We start from the raw sequence: 25,003 nt of genomic DNA on the forward strand, positions 1-25,003 counted from the left end.
TTCTCCGTCGTTCGCTCACGCTCTCAACTACGAATAGGCAGACGGCGTCGACTATCGCGGACTAACCGCCTTCGCTTCGCTATCCATGGCGGTCAGCGGTGGTATCTGCTCACCCTTCAGTCCATCGGGATAACCGTTGCCATCCCAACGCTCGTGGTGCCAGGCGGCGATCTCGGCAAACTCCTTGAAACGCTTGAGAGGGCGCATGATATTGGCCGTGAGGGTGGGATGGCGCTGCATCTCTTCATACTCTGCATCATCGAGTGGTGCCGGTTTATTCAGGATCTGCTCGGCGATACCGATCTTGCCCAGATCGTGCATCAGCGCCCCCTGTTTGAGCAGTTTGAGCTCGTCCTTATCCAATCCGAGGCGACGCCCCAGTTGCACAGAGAATTTAGAGACTCGCCCCGAATGGGTAGCGGTGTAGGCATCTTTCGCCTCCAATGCCTTTGCAAGCGACTGCAGCATCTGCAGATAGGCCTCTTCCTGCTCGGTGAAGAGCTGTTCGATGCTATCGGCCATACGGTTCACCGAACGCCCCAGATCACCCAACTCATCACGCCCTAACTGCTCTTCACGACTGCTCAGCTCACCTGCAGCGATCTTCTCGGTCACGGCACCCAGCGATTGAATCGGGTGAATCAGAAGCCGGTGTATCTCCCACCAGAGAAAGAGCAGCAGGATGATGAAACAGATAGCAAAGACCGTAACCAGCTCTCGCTCATAACGATCATCGAACTGCTGGATACGTTTGATCGTCGCTTCGAGATTGATCTCCACCTCAACCGCAGCGATCACTTTACCGTTATGGTGCAGTGGAATGATGATATCGGCCTTGGGAATTTCGATACCGGTTACAGGATCGCGTGCATACTCCACCTCCTCGCCCAGCGAAATTTCACCCTGCTGAAAGACGGCCGCCTTGGTGCCGTCTATCTGTTTAAGCGGATACTTTCCCGGTTTGGAGTGGGCCAGAATTTGGCCATCTGCGTTGAAGATATAGAGCGCGTAGATGGAGAAGTTGAGCAGGTCGAGCTGGTCACGCTGAATGGTCTGGTCAATGACTTGCTGCAGCGCTTTGCGATTGAGCGGTTCATCCAGCTTGCCAATCTCATGCTCAATACCGAGCAGGAAGACCAGCGCCTCACGCTTGGTCTGATCGAGAAAAGCACCCTCGAGCACCACTTCTGAACGCCACATCACCGCCCAGAAGGTCAGCGTAATAGTCAGCGCCGAGAATCCGTTTAGTCAGACTCGACGCAAATAGCTTGCGCGCTCCCAATTTCATATTCGCTATCCCTGGCTCGTTAGCCCTACTCTCTACAGGCCAATACCATACAACAAGCGTGGCTTTAGTGCGCCTGGAAGATCACTCTTCGCTTCGCTTGCGACCGGTCACCATCGCTCGGGGCAGGTTCTCATTGTGGGCGAGGCTGCTCACCACTACCCCGACAATGTGAAGCAGCACCAGCATCAACGTCAGGTTGGCAAATGTTTCATGTAGCTCCTCCCAGAACTCATCCCCCTCACCTTCGTCCCCCTCATGCTCCTCTTCATCTTCGTCATCATCGGCATGGGCCGTTGAGATAAGAGTGAATCCCTCAACCTGAGCCAGAGGACCTGCCCCCTTCTCCACGGCATAGAGCTGCAGACCAGTGAGCGTAGTCCCCGTGAGCATCAGCAGCAGTGCGACCACCATCGCCCCGGCCGCCGGATTGTGGCCGAGATAGCGCCTGGCACGGTTGCCACTCATATCCTTGAGATAGGCGATGATGGTAGTGGGCGCGTAGATAAAGTCTTTGAATCGTGCGTATCTGGGTCCGATTAACCCCCAAAACACTCTAAACACCAGTAACGCAGCCACGTAGTAACCGGCCCATACATGTAACGTCAGCAGCTCATCCTCGGTGACGTAGGCGATCACAAACGCCGCTACTAGTGTCCAGTGAAAGATTCGCACCAGCGGGTCCCACACCTTGATCTCGTTATCCATACTCCTCCCCTTACTATTTTGTTCTGCGGGGTTCGACCCCAAATCCCACACAAAGTGCAGACATAAAAAAACCCACGCCCCCAGAGGGTAGCGTGGGTCTGTTACAGCTGGATTAGGCTATTAGCTCGCCTTTTTGGCAGCAGCCCCCTCCATCATGGTCTTCAGCTCACCCTTCTCATAGAGATCGAGGGTGATATCACAGCCGCCGACCAGCTCGCCGTTGATGTAGACCTGTGGGAAGGTGGGCCAGTTGGCGTAGCGTGGCAGATTCTCAAAGATCTCTGGATCGGCCAGTACATTCACATAGGCAAACTCGACGCCACACGCCTGCATCGCCTGTGCGGTACGGCTGGAGTAACCACAGGATGGAAGCTGTGGAGTTCCCTTCATGTAGACAACAATCGGGTTACCTTCAACCTGCTCTTTAATTCTTTCCAAAACGTCCATTACAACACCTCATTGAATTCGTTAATGCTGCTCACCACAACTGATCGTTCAAACGATCGCAGTCGAGACAGTCTACCCAGCTCTATATGGGGAAAAAAGTTCGGCTTTCAAGGGTTTTTCACGAAAATTTTCAGTCGACATTGGTCTGCAGCCAGAACTCCAGCAGCGCCATATGCCACAGCTTGCTGCCGAGAATGCGAGTGTGGTGCGTCTCCGGCTCGGCCAGCAGTCGCTCGACATAGCTACGATTGAATAGCTCACGCTCGCGACAGGCCTGCGAGTCGAGAATATCGCGCATGAAGTCGAGGAATTCACCGCGTACAAACTTCAGTGCCGGTACTGGGAAGTAGCCCTTGGGACGGTCGATCACCGCATCGGGGATCAGACCTCGAGCAATACGCTTGAGCGGGTACTTGCCCCCCTCCTTGAGTCGCATCTCGGGCGGCATCGCCATCGCCAGCTCAACCAGATCGTGATCGAGGAATGGTACCCGCGCCTCCAGCCCCCACGCCATGGTCATATTGTCGACCCGTTTGACCGGATCATCGACGATCAGGGTGGTGACATCCATACGCAGCACCTGATCGATGAAGGAGTCGGCCATCGGGCGGGAGAGCAGCCCAGCAACCCGCTCGGCGGTGTAGTCCTCGCCACGATAGGCGGCGGTAACACTCTCGAGAAACTCATCGTGGTCACGATCGAAGTAGTGGCGGCGGAAACGATCGACCGGCTCACCGACGATCTCATCGCGCATGCGGGGGTACCAGAAGTAGCCGCCGAAGACCTCATCGGCCCCCTGCCCACTCTGCACCACCTTTACCTCTTGCGAGACCTTCTCCGAGAGCAGGTAGAAGGCGACTGCATCTTGGCCCACCATCGGCTCGGCCATGCAACTGACCGCCTCGGGCAGGCGTTTTAGCACTTCGCCATTGGGAATCTCATACTTATGGTGGTGCGTATTGAAACGCTCAACTACCAGATCGGAGTACTCGAATTCACTCCCCTTCTCCTCAGGCTGATCCTCGAAACCGACCGAGAAGGTGAGCAGATTCTCCACTCCGCTCTCGGCCATCAGGCCGACCAGCAGTGAGGAATCGAGACCACCCGAGAGCAGCACACCGACCGGTACATCGGCCGCAAGGCGACGACGCTCGACCGACTGGCGCAGTGAGTCGTGCACCGCCTCGACCCACTCATCTTCGCTCATTTCCTGTTCGGGGCGCTGTGCGGCGAGATGCCAGTAGGTCCGCTCCTGCTGCCTGCCGTTGGATTCAATAGTCAGGGTAGTGGCGGGCGACAGTTTCCGAATACCGTTGAGGATGGTGCGCGGAGCTGGGATAACCGCATGCAGGGTGAACTGGTGGTGAAGTGCCACCGGATCGATCGACTTATCGATACCGCCCGATGCCAGCAGCGCCTGGGTATTGGAGGCGAAGCGCAGACACCCCTGTTGCTCGCTGTAGTAGAGCGGTTTGATGCCGAGCCGGTCACGGGCTAGAAAGAGCCGTTTAGCCCGCATCTCCCAGATGGCAAAGGCGAACATACCGGCGAAGCGTTCAACACAACGTTCACCCCAGGCAGCATAGGCCTTGATGATCACCTCGGAGTCACCATCGCTAAAGAAGTGATAACCCATCGCCTGCAGATCGGCACGCAGTTCGCGATAGTTATAGATGGTGCCATTAAAGACCAGCGCCAGCCCCAGCTCATTGTCGATCAGTGGCTGGTTGGCACGCTCGGAGAGATCGATAATTGCCAGACGCCGATGACCAAAGGCGAGCGGGCCGTCCGAGTAGCTACCACCATGATCGGGACCACGCCGCTCAAGGGCGCGATTCATGCGCGTAATCGCATCCAGATTCGGTGCGCTGCCATCGATTCTTAATTCACCACAGATACCACACATCTTCGACTACTCGATCATTAAACGGTTAGGAAAGGGTGCGCTGCTCAGCGCAGATAGAGATTGGAGACGACCTGTTTCACACCAGTGACAGACCTTGCCAGATCTACTGCACGGGCGCGCGCCGAACTGTTTGAAACTCTTCCTGAGAGGGTTACCACACCGTGACGAGTGGCGACATCGATATCACTACGACCAACCACGGCATCATTAATGAGTTTTGAATTGACCCGTGAGGTGATGGTTGCATCACTGGTGACCTGGGTGCGGCTGCGACCATCACTACTGCCGTAACCGCCACTGGCGTTACCGGTCACCATCGATGAGGCACATCCCGATAGCAGTAGAACACTTAACACCACCACAGCCGCTCTCTTCATGCCTCTCTCCCCACTCAGACCATCCATAATTGATCGAAGTATAACGTATCAATCTGCAACCGATTTAGCTCGGTCCACCATAACCGCCACCACCGGGTGTCTTGATCTCAAGGAGATCTCCAGCCTTAACCTCCACCGTCACCTTGCTCGGCAACGCTTCTCCATTGAGTCGGTTTTCACCGACGGCACCATCATCGCCACCTGCAATACCCCAGGGACGGTGGCGGCGACGTTCGGTCAGCAGGGTCGCGCTGGCGGGTGCGAGGAACCGATACTCACGCACCAATCCCTCGCCTCCCGGTCGCAGACCAGAGCCGGCCGAATTCTCACGTAGCCCATGGCGAGTCACCTGCAGCGGATAGCGCATCTCCAGCACTTCAATCGGTGTATTAAGGGTATTGGTCATATGGGTCTGTACGCCACTGAGGCCACCACCATTGCGACCCGCCCCCATACCGCCACCGATCGTCTCGTAATAGTCCCAGGCCGCACCGGGGCTATCGGAACCCATCGCCAGGTTGTTCATGGTGCCGTGGCTAGCGGCGGGAATCCGGTCGGGGATCGCCAGCGCCAGGGCACCGAGCACCACATCGACCACACGGGTACTGGTCTCGACATTACCGGCCGCCACCGCCGCTGGGCGCCTGGCATTAAGCAGGCTCCCCTCAGGTGCTTCAAGGGTAATGGCGCGAAACGCACCAGCGCAGGCGGGTGTCTGAGGTGGCATCAGACAACGAAAGGCGTAGTAGACCGCAGCGGCGGCTACCGAGAGCGGGCAGTTGATGTTGCCCTCGACCTGCGCGGCACTGTCACTGAAATTGAGATGAACATGGCTGCCTGCGACCTGCAGCGTCACGGCTATTTTCAGGTCGAAATTGTCCTGCCCATCATCATCCATCACATCACTAAATCGATAGGTACCATCGGGCAGCTCGACTAGCACCTGTTCAACCAGCCGCTGCGCATAGTCGTTCAGCTCCACCAGCGCACTCGAGAAGGCGCTACTACCGAGTGACTCGACCAATCGTTCCAACCGTTGCAGTCCAGCGCGATTGGCGCTGATCTGCGCGGTCAGGTCGCCCTCTGAGTCACGCGGGTTGCGTGTCTGGATAGTGATCTCATCCATCAATGAACGGTCGAGCTCACAGCGACGGAACAGGTTGGAGGGCGGTATCACTATTCCCTCCTCATCGAGGTGGCTGGAGATCGGCATCGAGCCGGGTGTTGAGGCACCGATATCGGCGTGGTGGGCACGGTTGGCGACAAAGGCGATCAGCTCGCCATCAAGAAAGAGCGGTGCGATCAGGGTTACATCGGGCAGGTGAGTGCCACCGAGAAAAGGATCGTTGAGAATCACCATATCGCCGTGCTGCCACTCGATACGCTCGACCAGATCGCGCATCGCATAGGCCATGCTGCCGAGATGGACCGGAATGTGGGCCGCCTGGGCGCAAAGCTCACCGCTCGCATCGAACAGCGCACAGGAGAAGTCGAGCCGGTCGCGAATATTGGGTGATAAGGCGCTACGACGCAGTACCGCCCCCATCTCCTCGCAGATCGCATCGATACGACTGGAGAAGAGACTCAATTCAATAGGATTCATAACCTTCATCATCAGTGCCTACTATTACCCCAAACAATGAACTGTTGCAGTGCCCATTAGAATTTCTTAATATACCCGAGAAGTTTGCTAGGTCTTATAATCGCGTTATGCTAAGGGACACCACCCCAGTTAAGGCAATAACGCACAAAAACCAGGAAGGAGCTTAATCTAATGAACCCGCTTAATTCTATCACCGGCACCATCGTCGCCGGCTTTGTCCTCTCACTCATCGTGATGTTTGGTCTGGGCACCACCGGTGCAGTTAACCCCTGGGAGTTCTGGGTCTGGATGCACGTCCTGGCCGGTATCGCCTGGGTCGGTCTGCTCTACTACTTCAACTTTATTCAGGTTCCCGCCGTTGGCGCCGCTCTGGCCGATGCCGATCCGGGTCCAGCAGCTATCAATAAATATGTAGCACCTCGCGCCCTGCTCTGGTTCCGCTGGGCCGCTGTCGCCACCTGGGTCACCGGTGCGATGGTCCTTGAAGCGATGCATACCATGGATGGATCAGGTGTAGTCGCGGCCTTCACTCTGCAGACCGGCTTTGCCACCATCGGCGTCGGCGCATGGCTCGGCACCATCATGATGCTCAACGTCTGGGGACTGATCTGGCCGAACCAGAAGAAGATCCTAGGTCTTGATGGCAAGGAACACAGTGCAGAAGAGATCGCCAGCGCGAAGAAGATCGCCCTGATGGCATCACGCACCAATACCCTGCTCTCAATCCCAATGTTGATGTGCATGACTGGTCACGCGCACGGTCTGCCTTTCTAAGCAGAGCAGTAAAAAACCATAATGAGAGCCCGGCTTTTAGCCGGGCTTTCCTTTTTTAGAAACAGTTTCTGTAGCTTAGCGCGATCGAGGAGACCTATCTGGTGCGGCGGGCAGGTTTGATTCCCGCTAATTTCACCGATAGAATCCCCTCTTTCGTCCGATAGCAGTCTCAAGCCAGAGACTGCTTTTTTGTTTTATGGGTCAACGTATGAACAGTGCAGTGATGAACACCTATGGCCGTCTCCCCGTCGCCTTTACGCGCGGCGAGGGTTGCTGGTTGTGGGATGAAGAGGGCAACAAGTATCTCGATGGTCTGAGCGGGATCGCCGTCTGTGGATTGGGCCACGCCCACCCTGCGATCAGTGAGGCGCTTTGCGATCAGGCCAATACCCTGATTCACACCTCCAACCTCTACGGCATTCCGCTGCAGAGCGAGCTGGCCGAACAGCTGACCCGTCTCTCCGGAATGGAGAACGCCTTCTTCTGCAACTCAGGTGCTGAGGCGAATGAGGCGGCGATCAAGATTGCCCGTCTCTATGGCCATCAAAAGGGGATTCAGACCCCGACCATCGTGGTCGCCGAGCGCAGCTTCCATGGCCGCACCCTCGCCACCCTCACCGCTACCGGCAACCGTAAGGTGCAGGCCGGGTTTGAGCCTCTGGTCAACGGCTTTGCTCGTGTTATCTATAACGACATTGAGGCGCTTGAAACGATAGCGCGCAATAACCACGACGTTGTCGCGGTGTTGATCGAACCGGTTCAGGGTGAGTCGGGCGTTCGTCCGCCCGATGCCGACTATCTCGCCAAGGTCCGCGCCCTCTGTAACGAGCACGACTGGCTGATGATGCTCGATGAGGTACAGACCGGCATAGGTCGCACCGGCAAGATGTTTGCCTTCCAGCACGACGAGATCGTGCCCGACGTACTAACCCTGGCCAAGGGACTCGGCAACGGCGTGCCAATCGGCACCTGTCTCGCCAACGGTACGGCGGCTGAGGTACTACAGCCAGGCAACCACGGTTCGACCTTCGGTGGTAATCCGCTCGCCTGTCGTGCTGCACTCACAGTGCTAGACACCATTGAGCGCGAGTCGCTGGCAGAACGTGCCGAAGCACTGGGCGAGCGAATTTTGAATAATCTTAGTAAGGCACTCGGTGAGTGCGAGGGAATCGTGGAGTATCGCGGCAAGGGATTGATGATCGGCGTCGAGCTCGACCGTCCATGTGGGGAGCTTGTTGGCAACGCCCTCAAAAAAGGACTGCTGATCAATGTTGCCAATGACACGACCGTACGTCTGCTTCCACCGCTGATTATGAGCGATGAAGAGGCCGACCAGATGGTCGACACCCTGGCCCCGTTGATTACGGATTTCTGTAGCAAGGACGACTAATACGTCCGCTTAACTATCAGGAGACGCAGCGATGGCAACGCGTCATTTTCTAACCCTTCTAGACTTTACAACCGAAGAGCTTCTGCAGCTGACCGCACGCGCCATTGAGCTCAAGGCGATTCTGCGCAGCGGCGAGATCTACGAACCGATGAAGAATCGGGTCCTGGGCATGGTCTTCGAGAAGTCCTCCACCCGTACCCGCGTCTCCTTCGAGGCGGGTATGGCGCAGTTTGGTGGCCACGCCATCTTCCTCTCGCCCCGCGATACCCAGCTGGGTCGCGGTGAGCCGGTCGAAGATACCGCCCGTGTGCTCTCCAGCATGGTCGATATCATCATGATCCGTACCTTCGAGCACGAGAAGATCGAGCGTTTCGCCGAGTTCTCACGCGTGCCAGTGATCAATGCGCTGACCGACATGTACCACCCCTGCCAGCTGCTGGCCGATATGCAGACCTACGTCGAGCATCGCGGCAGCATCAGCGGCAAGACAGTCACCTGGGTCGGCGACGGCAACAACATGTGCCACTCCTATATCAACGCGGCGCGCCAGTACGGTTTCAAACTCAACATCGCCTGCCCCGAGGGTTACGACCCCGATAGCGCTATCCTGGCTGCGGCCGGTGACTCAGCCGAGATCATCCGCGATCCCGCTGAGGCCGCTGAAGGTTCCGATATCATCACCACCGACGTCTGGGCCAGCATGGGTCAGGAAGAGGAGCAGGCGAAGCGTGAGAAGGCGTTTGCCAGCTACCAGGTCGATGATCGAGTGATGTCAGCCGCCAACAGTGATGCACTCTTCATGCACTGCCTGCCGGCACACCGTGGTGAAGAGGTTGCAGCCTCGGTTATTGACGGCCCACAGAGTGTCGCCTGGGATCAGGCTGAGAATCGTCTGCACGCACAGAAGGCACTGCTCGAGCTACTCGCCAAAGGCTAACTACACGGGGGTCGGAGTCGCCGTTCGACTCCGACCCCATCTCTCACTAGCACTAATTCTGGTCAAACCGACCTTCCGGTATCCGAGATGATGCACAGCGACTCATACCCCTTCTTTGACGTAGATGAACACGAGTTCGATGAGAAGATCATCAAGGGCTCCAACAACGGGCTGATTCTGCTCGATATCTGGGCCGAGTGGTGTTCCCCCTGCCTGGCACTGGCCCCGATTCTCGATCGAGTCCTGTCCGAGTATGAGGGCAAGGTGACGCTGACCAAGCTCGATGCTGATGAGAACATGCGTATTGCTGGTCGCTACAAGGTACGAGGCTTTCCAACTGTGATTGCATTTCTAAACGGTGAGGAGCTGGGCCGCTTTACCAGCGCTCAGCCCGCCCACCGTGTTCGTGAGTTCATCGACGAGCATCTGCCCAACTAAATAAAAACGGCGCCTATATGGCGCCGTTTTTATTTAGTTGGGCAGAAAACCTCTAACCTAGTTACAGGCGCCCGGTCCCGAGGTGATCGCGGTGTCGCAACGTTTGAACACACCCACTCCCGAAACACCTAGCGCAGATGGGGCTGTATCTCCCCACATTGAGAAACTGACTCCAGCACCATCGGCATCAGGCCCAAGGAATGTAACGCCCATCTGTCCCACCAGATTCGTGGTTGGCCCGGCACTAGGGGTGTAGACACCGTTCAACTCGATCTGCTCACCACCTGCGATGATGTTGGAGAAGGAGAGAACCTGCACCGGAGAGGTCGAATCGAGGCCGTGATACTGGCCACTCCCCACATCGACGGTGATCTGCGTTCCAACGATCGCTTGTGTAAAGAAGTTCACATCAACATGGGTGATATTCGGATCGCTATTGACGCTACCGGTAGCACCGGTGTGGTCGGTTGGCGAAGGTCCACTATGGTAGGTAAAGCGCGCTATACCGGCACCACCACCGCTACAGTCGAGCGTCGCACAGGCTGACGCATTGCTGTAATCCGTGGACGAACTGACGTGGCTCGGATCGACGTGCAGATAATGCAAGCTACCAAGGGTGTTGGCCTGTATACCGCTCTGCTCAGCAATATAACCACCATCCCAACGTCCCCAGTTGACCGCAAAGGGAGCAAAGTCCGGCGTGCCTGTTGAGATACCACCGGTATCGACCAGTGTGGCGCTGCCATTGGCAATCACGCAGGGATCACAGGGACTCATCGGGTCGGAGAGATCCTGCATGGCACCAAAGAGCGGGACATTGCCAACCGGACCAACAGTATCGAGTACCAGTGCCGTGTCGACATCAGTGATAAAGGATTCAGCCGTACCCACCTTTCCAACACTACCTCCCATATCGTTGAGGAACGCGACACCCATCCAGGTGCCAGGTGCTGCAAACGAGGCTGTTGTCGAGACGCTGCCACAGTTATCTACGCCTCCCTCACAACGCTTGAAGAGACCGACACCGGCCACCGACATTGTTGAGTCCATCTCGTCTTCCCACATACCGAACCCAGCACCCATCGCCTCCGCATCAGGGCCAATGAAGGTCAGCCCGATCTCACCGACGAGGTCATAGGTGTTCGCACCATCATCAATGGTACCGATCAGATCGATCGACTCTCCGTCGGCAATAATGTTGGAGAAGGACATATCCTGTTCCACAACTGGATCTTCAAAGAGCACGAACTCTGAATCGAATCCATGATAGGTAACACCACCAACATCGACCTTGATCTGCAGCCCGACGATCTCCTGAGTGGCGAAATCGACATCGATATGGGTAAAGTCGGGATCGGAAACCACGCTACCAGATGCCCCGGTATGATCAGTGGGCGGTGGACCGTCAGCATAGACAAAGCGGCCGACAAAGTGAGCACCCGTAAACAGGTCACAATCGAGTCCCGCTACACAGGCATTGGCCTCGCTGTAGTCACTAGTCAGATGCTCCGAGGCGACATAGAGGTAGTGGAAACTGCCTAGTGGCGTCTCTGGCACACCATTATCGGTGATCGCGTAACCGTCATCCCAGCGACCATAGTTAGCGGCAAACGAGGCGTTATCTGGCGCACCTGTCGAAACCCCACCATCATCTTTCAAGGTTGCGCTACCGCTTGAGAAGGTACAGGGGTCACAGGGATCGTTCTCCGAGGCATCGGTCTCGACGATCGAACCGAACACAGGCACATTACCCACACCACCAACGGTATCGAGCGTGATCGTAGTATCGCCATCAATCTGCAGTCCCTCACCAACCGCCTCAATACCGTAGTCAGTATGGTCCTGATTAAAACCGATACCCAGCCAGCCCCCCTTTGGCGCCGCCGTGGCGGTAGGACTGATGTTACCGGTCGTGGTTGAATCACCGGTTGTCTGTTCTGTCGACTGGAAGTCGTTGGTCGGATCGCTGACATCACCCGTTGGCGTAGTGGTATCTGTAGGAGCAGCGGCGGTCTCTACAGCAACAACCTCCTCATCCACGGCTAGATCTGTATCCTCGTCCAGACCTGAATCTGCTGTTCCGTCATCACCTGCTTCACCACCCTCTTCGGCCGTCGCATCAGGGTCCGGCTCCGCCTCAGCCATTGGGGCAGGCAGCGCATCAAGACGCTGTGGGTCTCCACCCTCGGCGGGTACATAGAACCAGTTCCAACCATCAGCACCAATCGGATGTTCACCACTCTCGTTACCAAGAACGATAGCACCCTCATAAATACCACCAAACAGACCATCATCGCCGTTACAGCTACCACTGGTGCAGAGCTGTAGACCGTAGTGCGTACCGCGAATACCGATGGATGCCACCGGTGTATTGACCTTGTACTTGCTCTTATCCTTCTTACCAATCTTGCCGGTGATGGTACGCATACCACCCTTGATCAGTGAGTAGACCGACTTCTCTGAACCATCTGCTTTGCCTGAGAAGCTGAATTCATCAACTTTAAACTCGGTATTGGGTTTGAGTTCCAATAGTGAGCTGTCTTTGAATCGAATCTGCGCCTGGCTGTTTGCGCCAGTGATGAGCAGATCACCTTCATGGATCTTGGAGCGACGCTTTAATTTTCGCGTCTGTCCATCAGACTGTTTGGCCATAAAGCTACCGCTACTCGAGATCACCTTACCGATATCAACAGCGGCTTGAACCGGCAACGCCAGCAGAGAAAGCGCCAGAACCATCAGCGCCACAAGAGAACCCTTCGATGCGTACAGATTACTATCGCGTGTCATGATCCTTGCCCTCAGTAGAAGTCACGACGCAGGCTGAGCTGAGTCAGCACACGGTCGTACTCATAGATTTCGATATTTGATTCAGAGCGGGTGTAGCTGGCACTACCACGTAGCGTCCAGTGGTCCGCTGGTGCCCAGGCAAAGCCTGCATCGAAGAGATAGGACTCATCTTCGCGATTGGTCAGAAACAGTAGCTGCATGCCGCCGTAGTCGCTGTACTGCCCCGTTAGCGATGTCTGCAGTGCAAACTTCGGAGTCAGGTTAAGCTGTCCACCCACTCTCACGCCACCAAATTCGCGCTGTGCAACCGCTTTGCCACCGAAAGGGTCGTCGTCGTCAGCGTGTTCATGACCGTAGAAACCGGTAGCGTAGAGAACGGGGCTGAGCCGAGAGCTGAAACGGGTGGTGATACCGAGACCTGTAGTGGTCTGGGTTGAGTTCCTGATCTGCTGATCAGGGTATTCGAAGTCTGCGAACTGCAATGAGAGGGTAAGCTGTGTATGGCGGGTCAGATCCTGCACCCAATCGGCATTGAGCCCAAGCATCTCACGATTGATCTCAGAGTCGAGATAGAAGGCCTGCCCCACCCCCACTAACTGCAGATAGCTGCGTTTGCCCTTGACGGTAAAGCCTGCCTGGCCGGTTACGACACCACTGTTGTACTGATCATATTCACCATTACCACGGTAATTGGTATCGAGCTTGCCGAGCAGTGAGACGTTCTCGCTCAACGGAATACTCAGTTTTCCGCCAACCGATGCGCTGTAGAAGAGATCATCCTGCTCGGTACTCTCCTCGCTCAGCGTACCCTGCCCCAGCAGCGGGCTGGTGAAATTGGCATCCTCGGGTGAGCTGTTGATATTGCTGTCGTAACCGAAGCCAACCTCAACATAGGCAACGGCCACCACCTTGCCTTCTTCGCGGCGCGCCTGGATCGCATCGAGATAGCGCTGCACGTTCTCTCGCACTCGGCTCGGGGGATTGAGGCGTTGCACACGATTAAAGAGCTCCTCGGCACGATCATCCTCACCCAACGCGAAGTAGCCGCGAGCCAGCTCGAGCCTGGCCGCCTGATTACTGGGCTGTGCCATCAATACTCGTTCAAGTGCAAATACACCCTCGCTGGCGTGACCACTATCGACAGCAGCAACACCGTAGAGATAGTCGAATTTTGGATCACCCTCATTCGCCTCTACTGTTTCCGATGCAAGCCGATAAGCCTCTTCACTGTTACCGGAGTTAACCAATCGCGACAAGGTATCGATGTTAACTGCCATCGCAGTCAAAGGGAGCAGCAGAAGCCCACAGAAAATTACGTTCCATCTAAAATATCTGTTCATTGCACACCAGCTTTATTAAGAAAACAGTTGTTATTGCAGCCACCGATCGCTGAAGCCATTCACCTCAAGACTCTCAGACGGCGATAAACAGTCTAGCAAAATAGCACACACCCCATTCGACCGCACATCCCGATATTGATGACGCTCAGCATTCGAACCATACTAACGGACAGGACATCTTCATCGGACAAAAATCAGGGGAAAGAGACGTTGGAACACCGTCACAACTGCCGCCATACCACCAAACACCCGGTCTCGCTCATCTACCAGGATCATCAGCCGATTGAGGGGATCTGCCGCGACATCAGCCGCGAGGGACTGCAGATCGAGACCGACGACACCACACTGCCCAATAACGCAGCGGTGCGGGTTGTATTTAAAGGAGATGAGACGATGGTAGGTAAGGAGATTCGCGCCATTGTCATCCATCGACGCGAGGGGTGTATCGGCATGATGTTTACCACCCAACCAGAGAATGTCGCCCGACAATCCTAAGGGTAGTGGGAGCCGATCAGGGTCTATACCCCGATCGACACTAAATCACTACTTCTCGAGCTGACTTACATCCCGCACCGCACCACGCGCCGCTGAAGTGGTCATCGCCGCATAGGCCTTCAGTGCACTGGAGACGATGCGGTCGCGGTTGACCGGTTTCCAGCCACTACTGCCCTTGGCATCCATCGCCGCTCGACGTGCCGCCAACTCATCATCGCTGAGCGCAACATTGATGGTGCGATTGGGAATGTCGATCTCGATAGTATCGCCCTCCTCCACCAGGCCAATCGCGCCACCCTCGGCCGCCTCGGGTGAGACGTGGCCGATGGAGAGCCCGGAGGTGCCACCGGAGAAACGTCCGTCGGTGAGCAGCGCGCACGCCTTGCCCAGTCCCATCGACTTCAGATAGGTCGTGGGATAGAGCATCTCCTGCATACCGGGTCCGCCACGAGGTCCCTCATAGCGAATCACAACCACATCGCCTTCTTTAATCTTCTCAGCGAGGATCGCCTCTACCGCAGAGTCCTGACTCTCAAAGATACGTGCGGGACCTGAGAATTTGAGGATCGACTCATCGACACCCGCAGTCTTCACCACACAACCGTCGAGGGCAATGTTGCCCGAGAGCACGGCCAGACCACCCTCCTGACTGAATGCGTGGGCCAGATCTCGGATACAGCCATTCTCACGATCGTCATCGACCGTGGCATAACGCTTGTTCTGGCTAAAGGCGACGGTGGTCGGCACACCACCGGGGGCCGCACGGTAGAAATCCTTACGCTTTGGATCGCTGGTAAGACGCAAATCCCACAGCGCCATCGCCTCAGCCATGCTCTCGGCATGGACCGTTTTGCACTCATTATTGAGTAGCCCAGCACGATCAAGCTCACCGAGGATACCGATCACTCCACCGGCACGATGCACATCTTCCATGTGGTACTTCTGGGTGCTCGGCGCCACCTTGCAGAGGTGCGGTACCTTGCGAGAGAGACGGTCGATATCGGCCATGGTGAAGTCGACTTCGGCCTCCTCGGCAGCTGCCAGCAGATGGAGAATAGTATTGGTCGAGCCACCCATCGCTATATCGAGGCACATCGCATTCTCAAAGGCCGCCTTGTTGGCGATTGAACGTGGCAGAACAGAGTGATCATCACCCTCGTAGTGGCGTTTCGCCAGTGCTACCACCATATGGCCTGCCTCTTTAAACAGGCGCTCACGGTCGGCGTGGGTCGCTACCAGTGAACCGTTACCGGGCAAAGAAAGGCCCAGCGCCTCGGTGAGGCAATTCATCGAGTTGGCGGTGAACATACCCGAACAGGAGCCACAGGTTGGGCAGGCGCTACGCTCAACGGTCGCCACATCCTCATCCGACTCATCGGGGTTGGCCGCCATGATCATCGCATCGACCAGATCGAGCGCCACGGTCTGCTCTTGCACGACCGCCTTACCCGCCTCCATCGGTCCGCCAGAGACAAATACCACCGGGATATTGAGGCGCAGTGCCGCATTCAACATTCCAGGGGTAATCTTGTCGCAGTTGGAGATACAGACCAGCGCATCGGCACAGTGAGCATTGACCATGTACTCAACACTGTCGGCAATGATCTCGCGAGAGGGCAGCGAGTAGAGCATGCCGTCGTGACCCATCGCGATACCATCATCGATGGCGATGGTATTGAACTCCTTCGCCACACCACCCGCCTTCTCGATCTCGCGAGCAACCAGCTGCCCCATATCCTTCAGGTGCACATGACCGGGCACAAACTGGGTGAAGGAGTTGGCCACCGCGATGATCGGCTTATTGAAGTCATCATCGGTCATACCGGTGGCGCGCCACAGCGAGCGGGCTCCGGCCATATTGCGGCCAGCGGTGGAGGTTTTTGAGCGGTATTCAGGCATGGCTTGGTCTCAACAGAATCTGGAAATCGTTAGTAAGCGGAGAAGAATAACAAAAATTTCCCTCAACAAGGCAGCCAAAACGATACAGCCCACACAATGTAAAAGGACATCTACCCGCATAGGTAGATGCCCCGATTAGACAAAGTGTCTCTCTAACGTAGCTTGCCGGTCATAATAAAATCGTTACCACGCATTGCGCCGTGACAACCGATACAGCCCGCCGGTTTACCCTCTTTCAGCACCTTGCCCTTCGGATCGTACTTGACCCAGTACCAGTCACCCTGATCCGGGTTATAGCCCTTCACCTTATACATGGTGGTGATTGCCGCCAGCTTGCCGTCCGGCATGTAGTTCTCCTTGATGATGATCGAACCGTCGGGCATTGCCCCGCGTTTCATCTTCAAGGCATCAATAGCCGGCCCATTGAGATAGGTGGTGAGCAGCAGACCGTGCGGCTCAATACCCTTGTACTTCTCACCCTTACCGGGCCAGAGATCCCAGTGGCTACGATAGGCCTTGTTCTGCATATAGGACCAGAAACTCTTCGCCTCAGTATCGGGACGCTCATTTGAGGTCGCCATACCTGAACAGGCTGCCACCAGGAACAGGCCAGCAGCCCAGACCAGCAACATTTTGATCTGTGTCGTGTTCATGAGCGCATCTCCTCTGCTGTTATTGCTATTTACATTCCAACATAGCCTAGTAAATAGATCGGGTATAGACGCGAAATATTACAATTTGTAAAAATAAATCCTCAGTCAAACCGGCAATTGGTCAATTTTTTGTTGACCAGAGCCGACATTTCAATACAATTAACCAAATGTTTTAACCAAACGGTTAGTTGATTTATGAATCAAACAGCAGAGAGCAGCAACACCATCGATGAGATCCTTGAGGCCGCCGCCGTGGTCTTCTCCGAGAAGGGTTTTGATGGTGCGCGGGTCGACGAGCTGGCACGCGCCGCCGGGGTCAACAAAGCGACCCTCTACTACCAGATCGGTGATAAAGAGGCGCTCTACCACGCCGTACTGACGCGCGTAATTAAACGCACCGCCAACGACATCGAGCAGGCGCTAGAGACGGTCAGCGACTGTGAACTGCGTATCCGCGCCTTCGTCGAGATCTTTGCGCGCAACACCGGTAATGTGCGCTACGCGGCCCCGATCATGCTGCGTGAGGTCGCCTCCGGTGGGCGTAATCTGCCCGAGAGTGCTGTCCAGGAGATGGGGCGCGTATTAGGCGCACTGACAGACACCCTCCAGCAGGGTATCGAGCAGGGTCTTTTCAGGCCAGTCAACGCCTTCATGGTGCATATGATGATTGTCGGCTCGCTCACCCTCTACTCTGCCAATGAGCCGATCCGACACCGCAACGCCAAGCACAATCCCGAGATACACGATCCGAGCCACTTTATTACTACCGAGGAGGCGGGCCGCGAGGTTGGCAACCTGATCCTCGCCGCCATCAAGGCACAGCCACAGGAAACCCAATCATGACCACCACCTTTCGTCAGCGTATCGAACACGGCTTCGAGAGCTTCGGCGCACTCATCTACCGCAACCACTGGAAGGCCCTGCTGATCATGCTGCTGATTGCAGCAGCACTCATCAGCCAGATGCACTACCTCACCATGGACACCTCGACCGAAGGGTTCCTGCATGAAGAGGATCCTATCCTGCTCGACTACAACGCCTTCCGTGAGCAGTTTGGCCGCGACGAAATGGTGATCCTCTCTATCGATGGCAGCGAGGTGTTCAGCACCCCGTTCCTGCAACGTCTGCAGTCACTGCACATGGAACTGCGTGACAACACCCCCTATCTCGATGACATCACCTCACTGGTCAACGCCCGCAACACCCGTGGAGCAGTAGGTGAGCTGATTGTCGAGGATCTGCTCGAGACGATACCCAAGACCGCGGAAGAGATGGATGAGCTGAAGGCTCGCGCGCTCGCCAATCCGGTCTATCGCAATATGCTGCTCTCCGAAGATGGCACCATCACCACCATCGTACTGCGCACCGATGCCTACTCGAGTGTGGGTATTGAAGAGGATGTAATGGGTGGTTTCGATGATATCGATGCTACAACTGAGGAGCCTGATGAAGAGGAGATCGAACCCCGCCCCTTCCTCACCGATGCCGAGAACAGCGAGCTGATTGCGGCAGTAAACGAGGTGATTGCACGTCATCAGGGTAGTGATTTTCGCATCCAGATCGCCGGTTCTCCCGTTGTTGGCGATGCCCTGAAGCGCTCTATGCAGAACAACATGAAACGCTTTATGGGGCTGGCGCTACTGACTGTCAGTCTGGCGCTGTTTCTACTCTTCCGTCGCCTCTCCGGTGTGATCCTGCCGCTACTGACGGTAGCACTCTCAATCGTCTCAACACTGGGCATAATGGGAATGCTTGGCATCCCCTTTAAGCTACCGACACAGATTCTACCCTCCTTCCTGCTTGCAGTTGGCGTCGGTGCCTCGGTCCACCTGCTCACCATCTTCTTCCGCAAGCTTCAGCAGCTGCACGACGAGACGGATGGTTCAACCGAATCCTCGAACCACAAGGAGAGCGCGATCGTCTACGCACTCGGTCACTCTGGGCTTGCGATTGCGATGACCTCAATCACCACCGCAGCGGGTCTCGCCTCCTTTGCCGGTGCCGAGGTCGCGCCCATCAGTGATCTAGGCATGATCGCCGCCTCCGGTGTCATGCTCTCACTGCTCTACACTCTGGTACTGCTGCCGACGCTACTTTCAATCATGCCAATCAAGGCGAAGCAGAGCGGCTCTGCCAGCAGTAGTCGTCTATTTATGGACCGTCTGCTAGTCCGTATCGCCAACTTCTCTACCCAGCGCGCCAATCTGGTTCTGGTGGTGTGTGCCGTCGTACTGGCGGTCGGTCTGGCCGGCGCGGTGCAGGTCAATTTCTCGCACAAACCGTTCGAGTGGTTTGAAAAAGAGCATCCGATTCGCATGGCAACCGACTTTGTCGACAGCCGCATGAAAGGTGCCAGCTCGGTTGAGGTAATCGTTGATACCGGCAAGGAGAATGGACTCTATGAACCCAAGATCATGCAGGCGCTCGACCGACTCGGACCGAAGGTCGAGGCGATCGATCACGGCGAGCTGTTTGTCGGCAAGAGCCTCTCGGTGGCCGATATTCTCAAGGAGTCGAACAAGGCATTGAATGAGAACCGTGCTGAGTTCTACGCCATTCCCAATGATCGTCAACTGATCGCCCAGGAGCTGCTGTTATTTGAGAACTCAGGCTCCGATGATCTGGAGGATTTTGTCGATTCACAGTTCAGCAAAGCAAGATTCACGGCCAGAATGCCGTGGGTCGATGGCGTGCTCTACGAGGACTTCATCGACGAGCTTGAGCTCACCTTCCGCGAGGAGCTGGGCAGTGAGGTGAAGGTCTGGAGTACCGGTATGGCAACCCTGCTTGGACGCACCATGGGAGCCACCATCTTCAGTATGGCGCAGAGCTATGTGATCGCTGCCGTGGTTATCACCTTCATGATGATCCTGCTCATCGGCGACATAAAAATCGGTCTAGTGAGCATGATCCCCAACCTCACCCCGATCATCCTCACACTCGGCATCATGGGCTGGGTGGGCATGCCGCTCGATGTGTTTACCATGCTGATCGGCTCCATCGCTATTGGATTGGCGGTCGATGACACCATTCACTTCATGCACAACTACCGTCGCTATCACCACGAAACCGGTGACGTCGACCGCGCCGTTGAGGAGACATTGCTCGGTACCGGTCGTGCCATGCTGGTCACCACCGTGGTGCTCTCACTCGGCTTCTTCCTCTACATGTTTGCCGATCTGAGCAACCTGTTTAACTTCGGCCTGCTGACCGGCTTCACCATCATCATGGCGCTACTGGCCGACTTCTTCCTCGCACCAGCGCTGATGGCGGTACTGCATCGCAAACATATGATCGATGACGACAGCGACTACTGAGCACAGATTCCAGGAGATCAACATGAACAGACTCACCAAACTGACCACCGCAGCGTTTGCACTACTCCTCTCAGCCTCGGCACTTGCTGAGATAAGCGCCCGCGAGATCATGCAGAAGGTCGATGATCGTGACGACGGCGATAACCGCGTCGCCGACATGACCATGACCCTGATCGACAAGGGCGGCAGCAAACGCATCCGCTCAATCCGTAGCTACGACAAGGATAAGGGTGAAGATAAACAGCGCATCATGTTCTTCCTCACCCCCGCCGACGTGCAAGACACCGCCTTTCTCACCTACGACTACGACGCCTATGAGAAAGACGATGACCAGTGGCTCTACCTACCGGCCCTGCGCAAGACCAAACGCATCGCCTCCAGCGATAAGAGCGGCAGCTTCATGGGCTCGGACTTTAACTACTCCGACATGACTCGCAAGAATCTCGATGCCAACGATTTCCGCATCGTTAAAGAGGCCGAGGTGCGCGGCAGCAAGGTGTGGATGATCGAGGCGAAACCGAAGACTCAGGAGGAGATCGAGGAGACTGGTTATAAAAAATCACTGCTATTTGTCCGCCAGGACAACTTCATCGTGGTACGCGCAGTGCACTGGACCAACGAGGGCAAACGTCTCAAGTATCAGGACGTGAGCGGACTGGAGAAGATCGATAACGTCTGGACCATCACCAAGATGACCATGACCACAAAGAAGGGCAAGGCGACCCTGCACAAGACTGAACTGGGCTTTAGCAATATCCGTTACAACCAGGATCTCGAAGAGCAGTTCTTCTCCATCCGCCAGCTCGAAAAGGGTTTGATGTAGTCAATCGACAGGAAGCCAAACATCATGATCACTAATCGTTATCTGCCAACCACCGTGCTACTCGGCACGCTACTCCTTCTGCCTGCCATGCAGAGCGCCGTCGCTGAAGAGAGCGCCGAAATCGATGCGGTGATGGAAGGGTTTGATGACGAAGCAGGAACAGTCGATAACGTACTGGATGGATTCGATGAGGATGCGGAAGGCTCGAATGATCTCAACGGTGTATTAGACGGTTTTGGCAATGATGATAGTGCCGCCGGGGGAAACACGGCCCGATCTGCAGCACCGCCCGTCAAACCGAAACGATTGCAGCTCTCTGGTGCCGCCGTATTGGGCACCGCCTACAACTTCGCCCACGACGAACCACAGGCCGGTGAACCTGACTACCACGGCTTCTCTCGTCTGCGAGCCAAGCTCGGTCTCGGGCTGAAGATCCGCATTGCCAAGGGGTGGATGGGAGTCATCAAGGGGCACGCCTTCCACGATTTCATCTACGAGATCAACGGTCGAGACGACTACAGCGACGAGGTGCTGGAACACTACGAGAGCGAGGCCGAGTTCGATGAGGTATTCCTACGCGGCAAGCTGACACCCAATTTTGATATCAAGCTCGGTCGCCAGATCGTGGTGTGGGGTAAGTCGGACAACCTGCGTGTCACCGACCTGCTCAATCCGATGGACCAACGTCAGATGGGACAGACCGATATCGAATACCTGCGTCTGCCGGTCAATATGACTCGCCTCGACTACTATCTCGGCAGCTGGAACCTCAGCGGTTACCTCCTCCACGAATCACGCATGGATAAACGCCCCACCGTTGGTAGTGACTACTACCCCTTCCCGATGCCAATGCCACAGGAGGATGTACCTGACAACAATGGTGCCGATGAGTACGCAGTGGCACTGAACGGTAACTTCAGTGGCTGGGATCTCTCCCTCTATGGCGCCCACCTCTACCGCGACCAGCCCCACACCGAAATGGTACCCGCCGTCGGCATGCGCCTGCGCCACGCCGAGACCGATATGGTCGGTGGTGCAATCAACATCGCGCTGGGCAACTGGCTTCTCAAGGGTGAGGCCGCCCATTTCGATGGAATGCGCTACAGCTCTCTGCCCGGTGAAGATAAGCGCCGCAGTGATCTACTACTCGGTGTTGAGTACAGCGGCTTCCAGGACACCAGCCTCTCGCTGGAGCTGGTAGATCGTTACAGCCACGATTACGATCCGCTGATGGCAGGCGATGGCATCAAGGAGAACATGTATGAGACCGCAGTACGCTACACCGGCAACTTCATGCACGACACCCTTGAGGTAACCCTGCTCGGAACGGCCTTTGGCGAGGCAGGCGATGGCGGCGGCTTCACCCGTCTCAGCGCCAAGTACGACCTGCGCGACGCACTAGAACTGACCGTGGGTGTAATCAACTACTACGAAGGCGAGAGCATTCCTTTCAACGCCATCGCCGATAACGACCGCCTCTTCGCCCAGCTCAAGCAGAGTTTTTAAAACACAGGCATCAGGTTACGGGTTACGGGTTACGGGTTACGGGATTAGAAAACCGGCATCACCCTCTCACTCGTAGGGTGGGTTGAATGAAGTGATACCCACCCTATACCTACATACCCACCCTATTCCGTCTCTGGTGGGCATCCCTAAAGGACTCGAACCTGCGGTTCATCGCGCTGAAGCTCAAACCACCCTACATCAATAGGCTGCCTCGTAGCCCGGATGAAGCGAAGCGTAATCCGGGGGCGATCTCTGCAAATTCCCGGATTGCGTGTTACTCCATCCAGGCTACGCTCGTAACCTGTTACCTGTAGCCTTTCAATAATAAGGTTTACCTGCCCCGGTAACTATTCAACAATCCATCCATGAAACAGCAAAACCCAACCCTGATGCAGATGCTGCATGCGCTTATCGCCGCACCGTCGATCAGTAGCGTCTCGCCCGCTTTCGACAGCGGCAATCTCGCCGTAATTGACCTACTCGCCGAGTGGTTGGGTGATCTCGGCTTTGAGATCGAGATTCAGACGCTGGAGAGTCACACCGACAAGGCGAACCTGATCGCGACCCTCGGCAGCGGACCGGGCGGTCTGGTACTGGCCGGGCATACCGACACCGTGCCATGCGATGAGCACCGCTGGCAGAGTGATCCATTCAAGATGGTCGAACGTGATCACCGTCTCTACGGCCTTGGCAGCTCCGACATGAAGGGCTTTTTTGCGTTGATCATCGAGGCAGTGCGCCGTTTCGATATCGACACCCTGCAACAACCGCTAATCGTACTCGCCACCGCCGATGAAGAGAGCTCGATGGATGGTGCCAAAGCGCTGGTTGAGCTGGGGCGTCCAAAGGCGCGCTACGCCATCATTGGCGAGCCGACCGGACTACGTCCTGTTAACGCCCACAAGGGCATTCTGATGGAGGCGATTCACCTGCAGGGGCAGGCGGGCCACTCCAGCGACCCCAGCTACGGCAACAGTGCACTCGAGGGCATGCACCGAGTGATGAGTGAGATTATCCGCTGGCGCGAACAGCTACAGCGCGAGCACCAGGACCCACAGTTCAAAGCCCCCTTCCCCACCCTCAACCTTGGTCACATCCACGGTGGCGACAATCCCAACCGTATCTGTGGCGAGTGCGAACTGCATATCGATCTGCGTCCCGTTCCCGGCATGGAGATTGATGCACTTCGCCACACACTAAAACAACGTGTCGATCACGCCCTGCTAAAGAGCGGTCTGCAGTCAACGATCCGACCACTCTTTAGCGGTGCACCTGCTCACCGACTCGAACGCACATCACAGCTGGTCGCCGCTGCCGAGCAGTTGACCGGCCACACCGCCGAAACGGTCGCTTTCGGCACCGAGGCCCCCTTCCTCGATCAACTCGGTATGGAGACGCTGATCCTGGGGCCCGGCGATATCGCCCAGGCACACCAGCCAAATGAGTACCTGGCACTCGACCGACTGCAGCCCTGCATCGACCTGCTGGCCCAGTTTATCGAGCAGTTCTGCACCCACCCTTAGGGACTCCCCACAGTCCCAAACCAGACCGGACCCGCCAACCAAACTGTGACAGCCGTCACGCTTTTTGCTAGCCTGCGCAAAGACTCAGTTCAAATCGATAACTAACAACGCAGGAGGGAACCACCATGCGCACACTTCTTACCTCACTCATCACTATCGCACTGTTAGTTGCACCGGCAGCACAGGCCGACGAGCTTAACGGTGGGGTCGCAACCTCAGCCTACATCAAGCATGCATTCGGAGCGGCCCAGCGCCACCAGAACGGTCTCGGCTACGGCTTTCGCTTTGACCGGGTGGAAGCCCCACCGTTTTCAATTTCAATAACACCAACAGCCTGAATGAGCGGGCGATCATCGATGTCGAATTCAGTAACGGTGCAATCAGCGCCTATCGCGTCCTCGGCTACAACACACTGCCCGACTACACCGTGATGCAAGCCAATGGTGGTGAGGCCACACTCTGGACCCCGCTACTCGCCGCAGGCGGCATCGCGCTGGCGATGTGTGTTTCCGGCTCCTCGCTCTGCGCGACCAGTGGCGGCGGCAGCAGTGAGGAGTGTATCGACCTCGAGGTCAACTTTGCCCCCGGTGTTTTCAACTCAGCGCCGGTTTGTGGCGGTGAAGAGCTTCCCTAGCGGTACGCGCAGGTCATCAACAATAGCCACACCCAGACACCTACAGGAGATAATCAAGACATCTTCGGGGAGTCGCTATTTTTGCGGAAGCTTGTTTTGGGCGTCCAAGCCCAAGCAAGCGGCAAATACTTAACGCGACCGTTTATGCCTACGGCGCCCCG

Annotated in this window: 22 protein-coding genes; 12 read left to right on the forward strand and 10 right to left on the reverse strand. The window is 56.2% G+C overall.

Annotated features, from left to right (window positions below; all coding sequences use genetic code 11):
• Window positions 1-51: 51 nt before the first annotated feature.
• The 6 genes from BOW52_RS09125 to BOW52_RS09150 all read right to left on the reverse strand — a co-directional run bounded on the left by BOW52_RS09125 (window position 52) and on the right by BOW52_RS09150 (window position 6,326).
• Entirely contained in the window at window positions 52-1,200 is a 1,149-nt protein-coding gene (locus BOW52_RS09125) for an HD domain-containing phosphohydrolase (protein ID WP_078483774.1), read from the reverse strand.
• Window positions 1,201-1,369: 169 nt separating this feature from the next.
• On the reverse strand, window positions 1,370-1,993 hold the full coding sequence (locus BOW52_RS09130) for a cytochrome b/b6 domain-containing protein (RefSeq protein ID WP_078483775.1): 624 nt from the start codon (window positions 1,991-1,993) through the stop codon (window positions 1,370-1,372).
• A gap of 120 nt (window positions 1,994-2,113) precedes the next feature.
• On the reverse strand, window positions 2,114-2,440 hold the full coding sequence (grxD, locus tag BOW52_RS09135) for a Grx4 family monothiol glutaredoxin (protein ID WP_078483776.1): 327 nt from the start codon (window positions 2,438-2,440) through the stop codon (window positions 2,114-2,116).
• Window positions 2,441-2,570: 130 nt separating this feature from the next.
• A complete protein-coding gene (locus BOW52_RS09140; protein ID WP_078483777.1) occupies window positions 2,571-4,346 on the reverse strand; it encodes an N-acetylglutaminylglutamine amidotransferase in 1,776 nt (591 codons plus the stop codon).
• A 44-nt stretch (window positions 4,347-4,390) separates the two neighbouring features.
• Complete coding sequence (locus tag BOW52_RS09145) at window positions 4,391-4,723, reverse strand: BON domain-containing protein (RefSeq protein WP_172840277.1); 333 nt, start codon at window positions 4,721-4,723, stop codon at window positions 4,391-4,393.
• A 64-nt stretch (window positions 4,724-4,787) separates the two neighbouring features.
• On the reverse strand, window positions 4,788-6,326 hold the full coding sequence (locus BOW52_RS09150; RefSeq protein ID WP_078483793.1) for a hydantoinase B/oxoprolinase family protein: 1,539 nt from the start codon (window positions 6,324-6,326) through the stop codon (window positions 4,788-4,790).
• A gap of 171 nt (window positions 6,327-6,497) precedes the next feature.
• Between BOW52_RS09150 and BOW52_RS09155 the strand changes: the two genes are divergently transcribed.
• The 4 genes from BOW52_RS09155 (at window position 6,498) to BOW52_RS09170 (ending at window position 9,865) form a co-directional block, all read left to right on the forward strand.
• Complete coding sequence (locus tag BOW52_RS09155) at window positions 6,498-7,100, forward strand: urate hydroxylase PuuD (RefSeq protein ID WP_078483779.1); 603 nt, start codon at window positions 6,498-6,500, stop codon at window positions 7,098-7,100.
• A gap of 208 nt (window positions 7,101-7,308) precedes the next feature.
• Window positions 7,309-8,490, forward strand: a complete 1,182-nt coding sequence (locus tag BOW52_RS09160; protein WP_078483794.1) for an acetylornithine transaminase — start codon at window positions 7,309-7,311, stop codon at window positions 8,488-8,490.
• A 31-nt stretch (window positions 8,491-8,521) separates the two neighbouring features.
• The gene (gene argF, locus BOW52_RS09165) at window positions 8,522-9,427 is read left to right on the forward strand and encodes an ornithine carbamoyltransferase (RefSeq protein WP_078483780.1); all 906 of its coding nucleotides are present in this window, start codon (window positions 8,522-8,524) and stop codon (window positions 9,425-9,427) included.
• An 87-nt stretch (window positions 9,428-9,514) separates the two neighbouring features.
• The gene (locus BOW52_RS09170) at window positions 9,515-9,865 is read left to right on the forward strand and encodes a thioredoxin family protein (RefSeq protein ID WP_330359761.1); all 351 of its coding nucleotides are present in this window, start codon (window positions 9,515-9,517) and stop codon (window positions 9,863-9,865) included.
• A 57-nt stretch (window positions 9,866-9,922) separates the two neighbouring features.
• Here the strand turns inward: BOW52_RS09170 and BOW52_RS09175 are convergent, their stop codons facing one another.
• The gene (locus BOW52_RS09175; RefSeq protein WP_078483781.1) at window positions 9,923-12,652 is read right to left on the reverse strand and encodes a FecR family protein; all 2,730 of its coding nucleotides are present in this window, start codon (window positions 12,650-12,652) and stop codon (window positions 9,923-9,925) included.
• Window positions 12,653-12,663: 11 nt separating this feature from the next.
• A complete protein-coding gene (locus BOW52_RS09180; RefSeq protein ID WP_172840278.1) occupies window positions 12,664-13,929 on the reverse strand; it encodes a tetratricopeptide repeat protein in 1,266 nt (421 codons plus the stop codon).
• Between the two features lie 273 nt (window positions 13,930-14,202).
• Between BOW52_RS09180 and BOW52_RS09185 the strand changes: the two genes are divergently transcribed.
• Window positions 14,203-14,487 carry a PilZ domain-containing protein gene (locus BOW52_RS09185; RefSeq protein WP_172840279.1) on the forward strand — a complete coding sequence of 95 codons (285 nt, stop codon included), beginning with the start codon at window positions 14,203-14,205 and terminating at the stop codon, window positions 14,485-14,487.
• A gap of 48 nt (window positions 14,488-14,535) precedes the next feature.
• Here the strand turns inward: BOW52_RS09185 and ilvD are convergent, their stop codons facing one another.
• Window positions 14,536-16,386, reverse strand: a complete 1,851-nt coding sequence (gene ilvD / locus BOW52_RS09190; protein WP_078483784.1) for a dihydroxy-acid dehydratase — start codon at window positions 16,384-16,386, stop codon at window positions 14,536-14,538.
• A 152-nt stretch (window positions 16,387-16,538) separates the two neighbouring features.
• Complete coding sequence (locus BOW52_RS09195; protein WP_078483785.1) at window positions 16,539-17,039, reverse strand: cytochrome P460 family protein; 501 nt, start codon at window positions 17,037-17,039, stop codon at window positions 16,539-16,541.
• Window positions 17,040-17,234: 195 nt separating this feature from the next.
• On the opposite strand from BOW52_RS09195, the gene BOW52_RS09200 reads away from it, so the two are divergent.
• The 7 genes from BOW52_RS09200 to BOW52_RS09230 all read left to right on the forward strand — a co-directional run bounded on the left by BOW52_RS09200 (window position 17,235) and on the right by BOW52_RS09230 (window position 24,842).
• Window positions 17,235-17,882: a TetR/AcrR family transcriptional regulator gene (locus tag BOW52_RS09200; RefSeq protein ID WP_078483786.1), complete on the forward strand. Its 648-nt coding sequence runs from the start codon at window positions 17,235-17,237 to the stop codon at window positions 17,880-17,882.
• Complete coding sequence (locus BOW52_RS09205) at window positions 17,879-20,356, forward strand: efflux RND transporter permease subunit (RefSeq protein ID WP_078483787.1); 2,478 nt, start codon at window positions 17,879-17,881, stop codon at window positions 20,354-20,356. Before BOW52_RS09200 ends, BOW52_RS09205 begins: the two co-directional genes overlap by 4 nt.
• A gap of 22 nt (window positions 20,357-20,378) precedes the next feature.
• On the forward strand, window positions 20,379-21,179 hold the full coding sequence (locus tag BOW52_RS09210) for an outer membrane lipoprotein-sorting protein (protein ID WP_078483788.1): 801 nt from the start codon (window positions 20,379-20,381) through the stop codon (window positions 21,177-21,179).
• Window positions 21,180-21,203: 24 nt separating this feature from the next.
• Window positions 21,204-22,685 carry a DUF1302 family protein gene (locus tag BOW52_RS09215; RefSeq protein WP_078483789.1) on the forward strand — a complete coding sequence of 494 codons (1,482 nt, stop codon included), beginning with the start codon at window positions 21,204-21,206 and terminating at the stop codon, window positions 22,683-22,685.
• 365 nt (window positions 22,686-23,050) lie between these two features.
• A complete protein-coding gene (argE, locus tag BOW52_RS09220) occupies window positions 23,051-24,208 on the forward strand; it encodes an acetylornithine deacetylase (protein ID WP_078483790.1) in 1,158 nt (385 codons plus the stop codon).
• Window positions 24,209-24,333: 125 nt separating this feature from the next.
• Window positions 24,334-24,546 carry a hypothetical protein gene (locus BOW52_RS09225; protein WP_078483791.1) on the forward strand — a complete coding sequence of 71 codons (213 nt, stop codon included), beginning with the start codon at window positions 24,334-24,336 and terminating at the stop codon, window positions 24,544-24,546.
• 92 nt (window positions 24,547-24,638) lie between these two features.
• Entirely contained in the window at window positions 24,639-24,842 is a 204-nt protein-coding gene (locus tag BOW52_RS09230; RefSeq protein ID WP_078483792.1) for a hypothetical protein, read from the forward strand.
• Window positions 24,843-25,003 lie beyond the last annotated feature (161 nt).

Origin of the sequence: Solemya pervernicosa gill symbiont (assembly GCF_002020875.1) — a bacterium.
Lineage (GTDB): Bacteria > Pseudomonadota > Gammaproteobacteria.

Excerpts from the sequence above, each read along its gene's own strand:
- BOW52_RS09125 (WP_078483774.1), bottom strand. The coding sequence starts at position 1,200 with ATGTGGCGTTCAGAAGTGGTGCTCGAGGGTGCTTTTCTCGATCAGACC.
- BOW52_RS09130 (WP_078483775.1), bottom strand. The coding sequence starts at position 1,993 with ATGGATAACGAGATCAAGGTGTGGGACCCGCTGGTGCGAATCTTTCAC.
- grxD (WP_078483776.1), bottom strand. The coding sequence starts at position 2,440 with ATGGACGTTTTGGAAAGAATTAAAGAGCAGGTTGAAGGTAACCCGATT.
- BOW52_RS09140 (WP_078483777.1), bottom strand. The coding sequence starts at position 4,346 with ATGTGTGGTATCTGTGGTGAATTAAGAATCGATGGCAGCGCACCGAAT.
- BOW52_RS09145 (WP_172840277.1), bottom strand. The coding sequence starts at position 4,723 with ATGAAGAGAGCGGCTGTGGTGGTGTTAAGTGTTCTACTGCTATCGGGA.
- BOW52_RS09150 (WP_078483793.1), bottom strand. The coding sequence starts at position 6,326 with ATGAATCCTATTGAATTGAGTCTCTTCTCCAGTCGTATCGATGCGATC.
- BOW52_RS09155 (WP_078483779.1), top strand. The coding sequence starts at position 6,498 with ATGAACCCGCTTAATTCTATCACCGGCACCATCGTCGCCGGCTTTGTC.
- BOW52_RS09160 (WP_078483794.1), top strand. The coding sequence starts at position 7,309 with ATGAACAGTGCAGTGATGAACACCTATGGCCGTCTCCCCGTCGCCTTT.
- argF (WP_078483780.1), top strand. The coding sequence starts at position 8,522 with ATGGCAACGCGTCATTTTCTAACCCTTCTAGACTTTACAACCGAAGAG.
- BOW52_RS09170 (WP_330359761.1), top strand. The coding sequence starts at position 9,515 with ATGATGCACAGCGACTCATACCCCTTCTTTGACGTAGATGAACACGAG.
- BOW52_RS09175 (WP_078483781.1), bottom strand. The coding sequence starts at position 12,652 with ATGACACGCGATAGTAATCTGTACGCATCGAAGGGTTCTCTTGTGGCG.
- BOW52_RS09180 (WP_172840278.1), bottom strand. The coding sequence starts at position 13,929 with ATGGCAGTTAACATCGATACCTTGTCGCGATTGGTTAACTCCGGTAAC.
- ilvD (WP_078483784.1), bottom strand. The coding sequence starts at position 16,386 with ATGCCTGAATACCGCTCAAAAACCTCCACCGCTGGCCGCAATATGGCC.
- BOW52_RS09195 (WP_078483785.1), bottom strand. The coding sequence starts at position 17,039 with ATGAACACGACACAGATCAAAATGTTGCTGGTCTGGGCTGCTGGCCTG.
- BOW52_RS09200 (WP_078483786.1), top strand. The coding sequence starts at position 17,235 with ATGAATCAAACAGCAGAGAGCAGCAACACCATCGATGAGATCCTTGAG.
- BOW52_RS09205 (WP_078483787.1), top strand. The coding sequence starts at position 17,879 with ATGACCACCACCTTTCGTCAGCGTATCGAACACGGCTTCGAGAGCTTC.
- BOW52_RS09210 (WP_078483788.1), top strand. The coding sequence starts at position 20,379 with ATGAACAGACTCACCAAACTGACCACCGCAGCGTTTGCACTACTCCTC.
- BOW52_RS09215 (WP_078483789.1), top strand. The coding sequence starts at position 21,204 with ATGATCACTAATCGTTATCTGCCAACCACCGTGCTACTCGGCACGCTA.
- argE (WP_078483790.1), top strand. The coding sequence starts at position 23,051 with ATGAAACAGCAAAACCCAACCCTGATGCAGATGCTGCATGCGCTTATC.
- BOW52_RS09225 (WP_078483791.1), top strand. The coding sequence starts at position 24,334 with ATGCGCACACTTCTTACCTCACTCATCACTATCGCACTGTTAGTTGCA.
- BOW52_RS09230 (WP_078483792.1), top strand. The coding sequence starts at position 24,639 with ATGCAAGCCAATGGTGGTGAGGCCACACTCTGGACCCCGCTACTCGCC.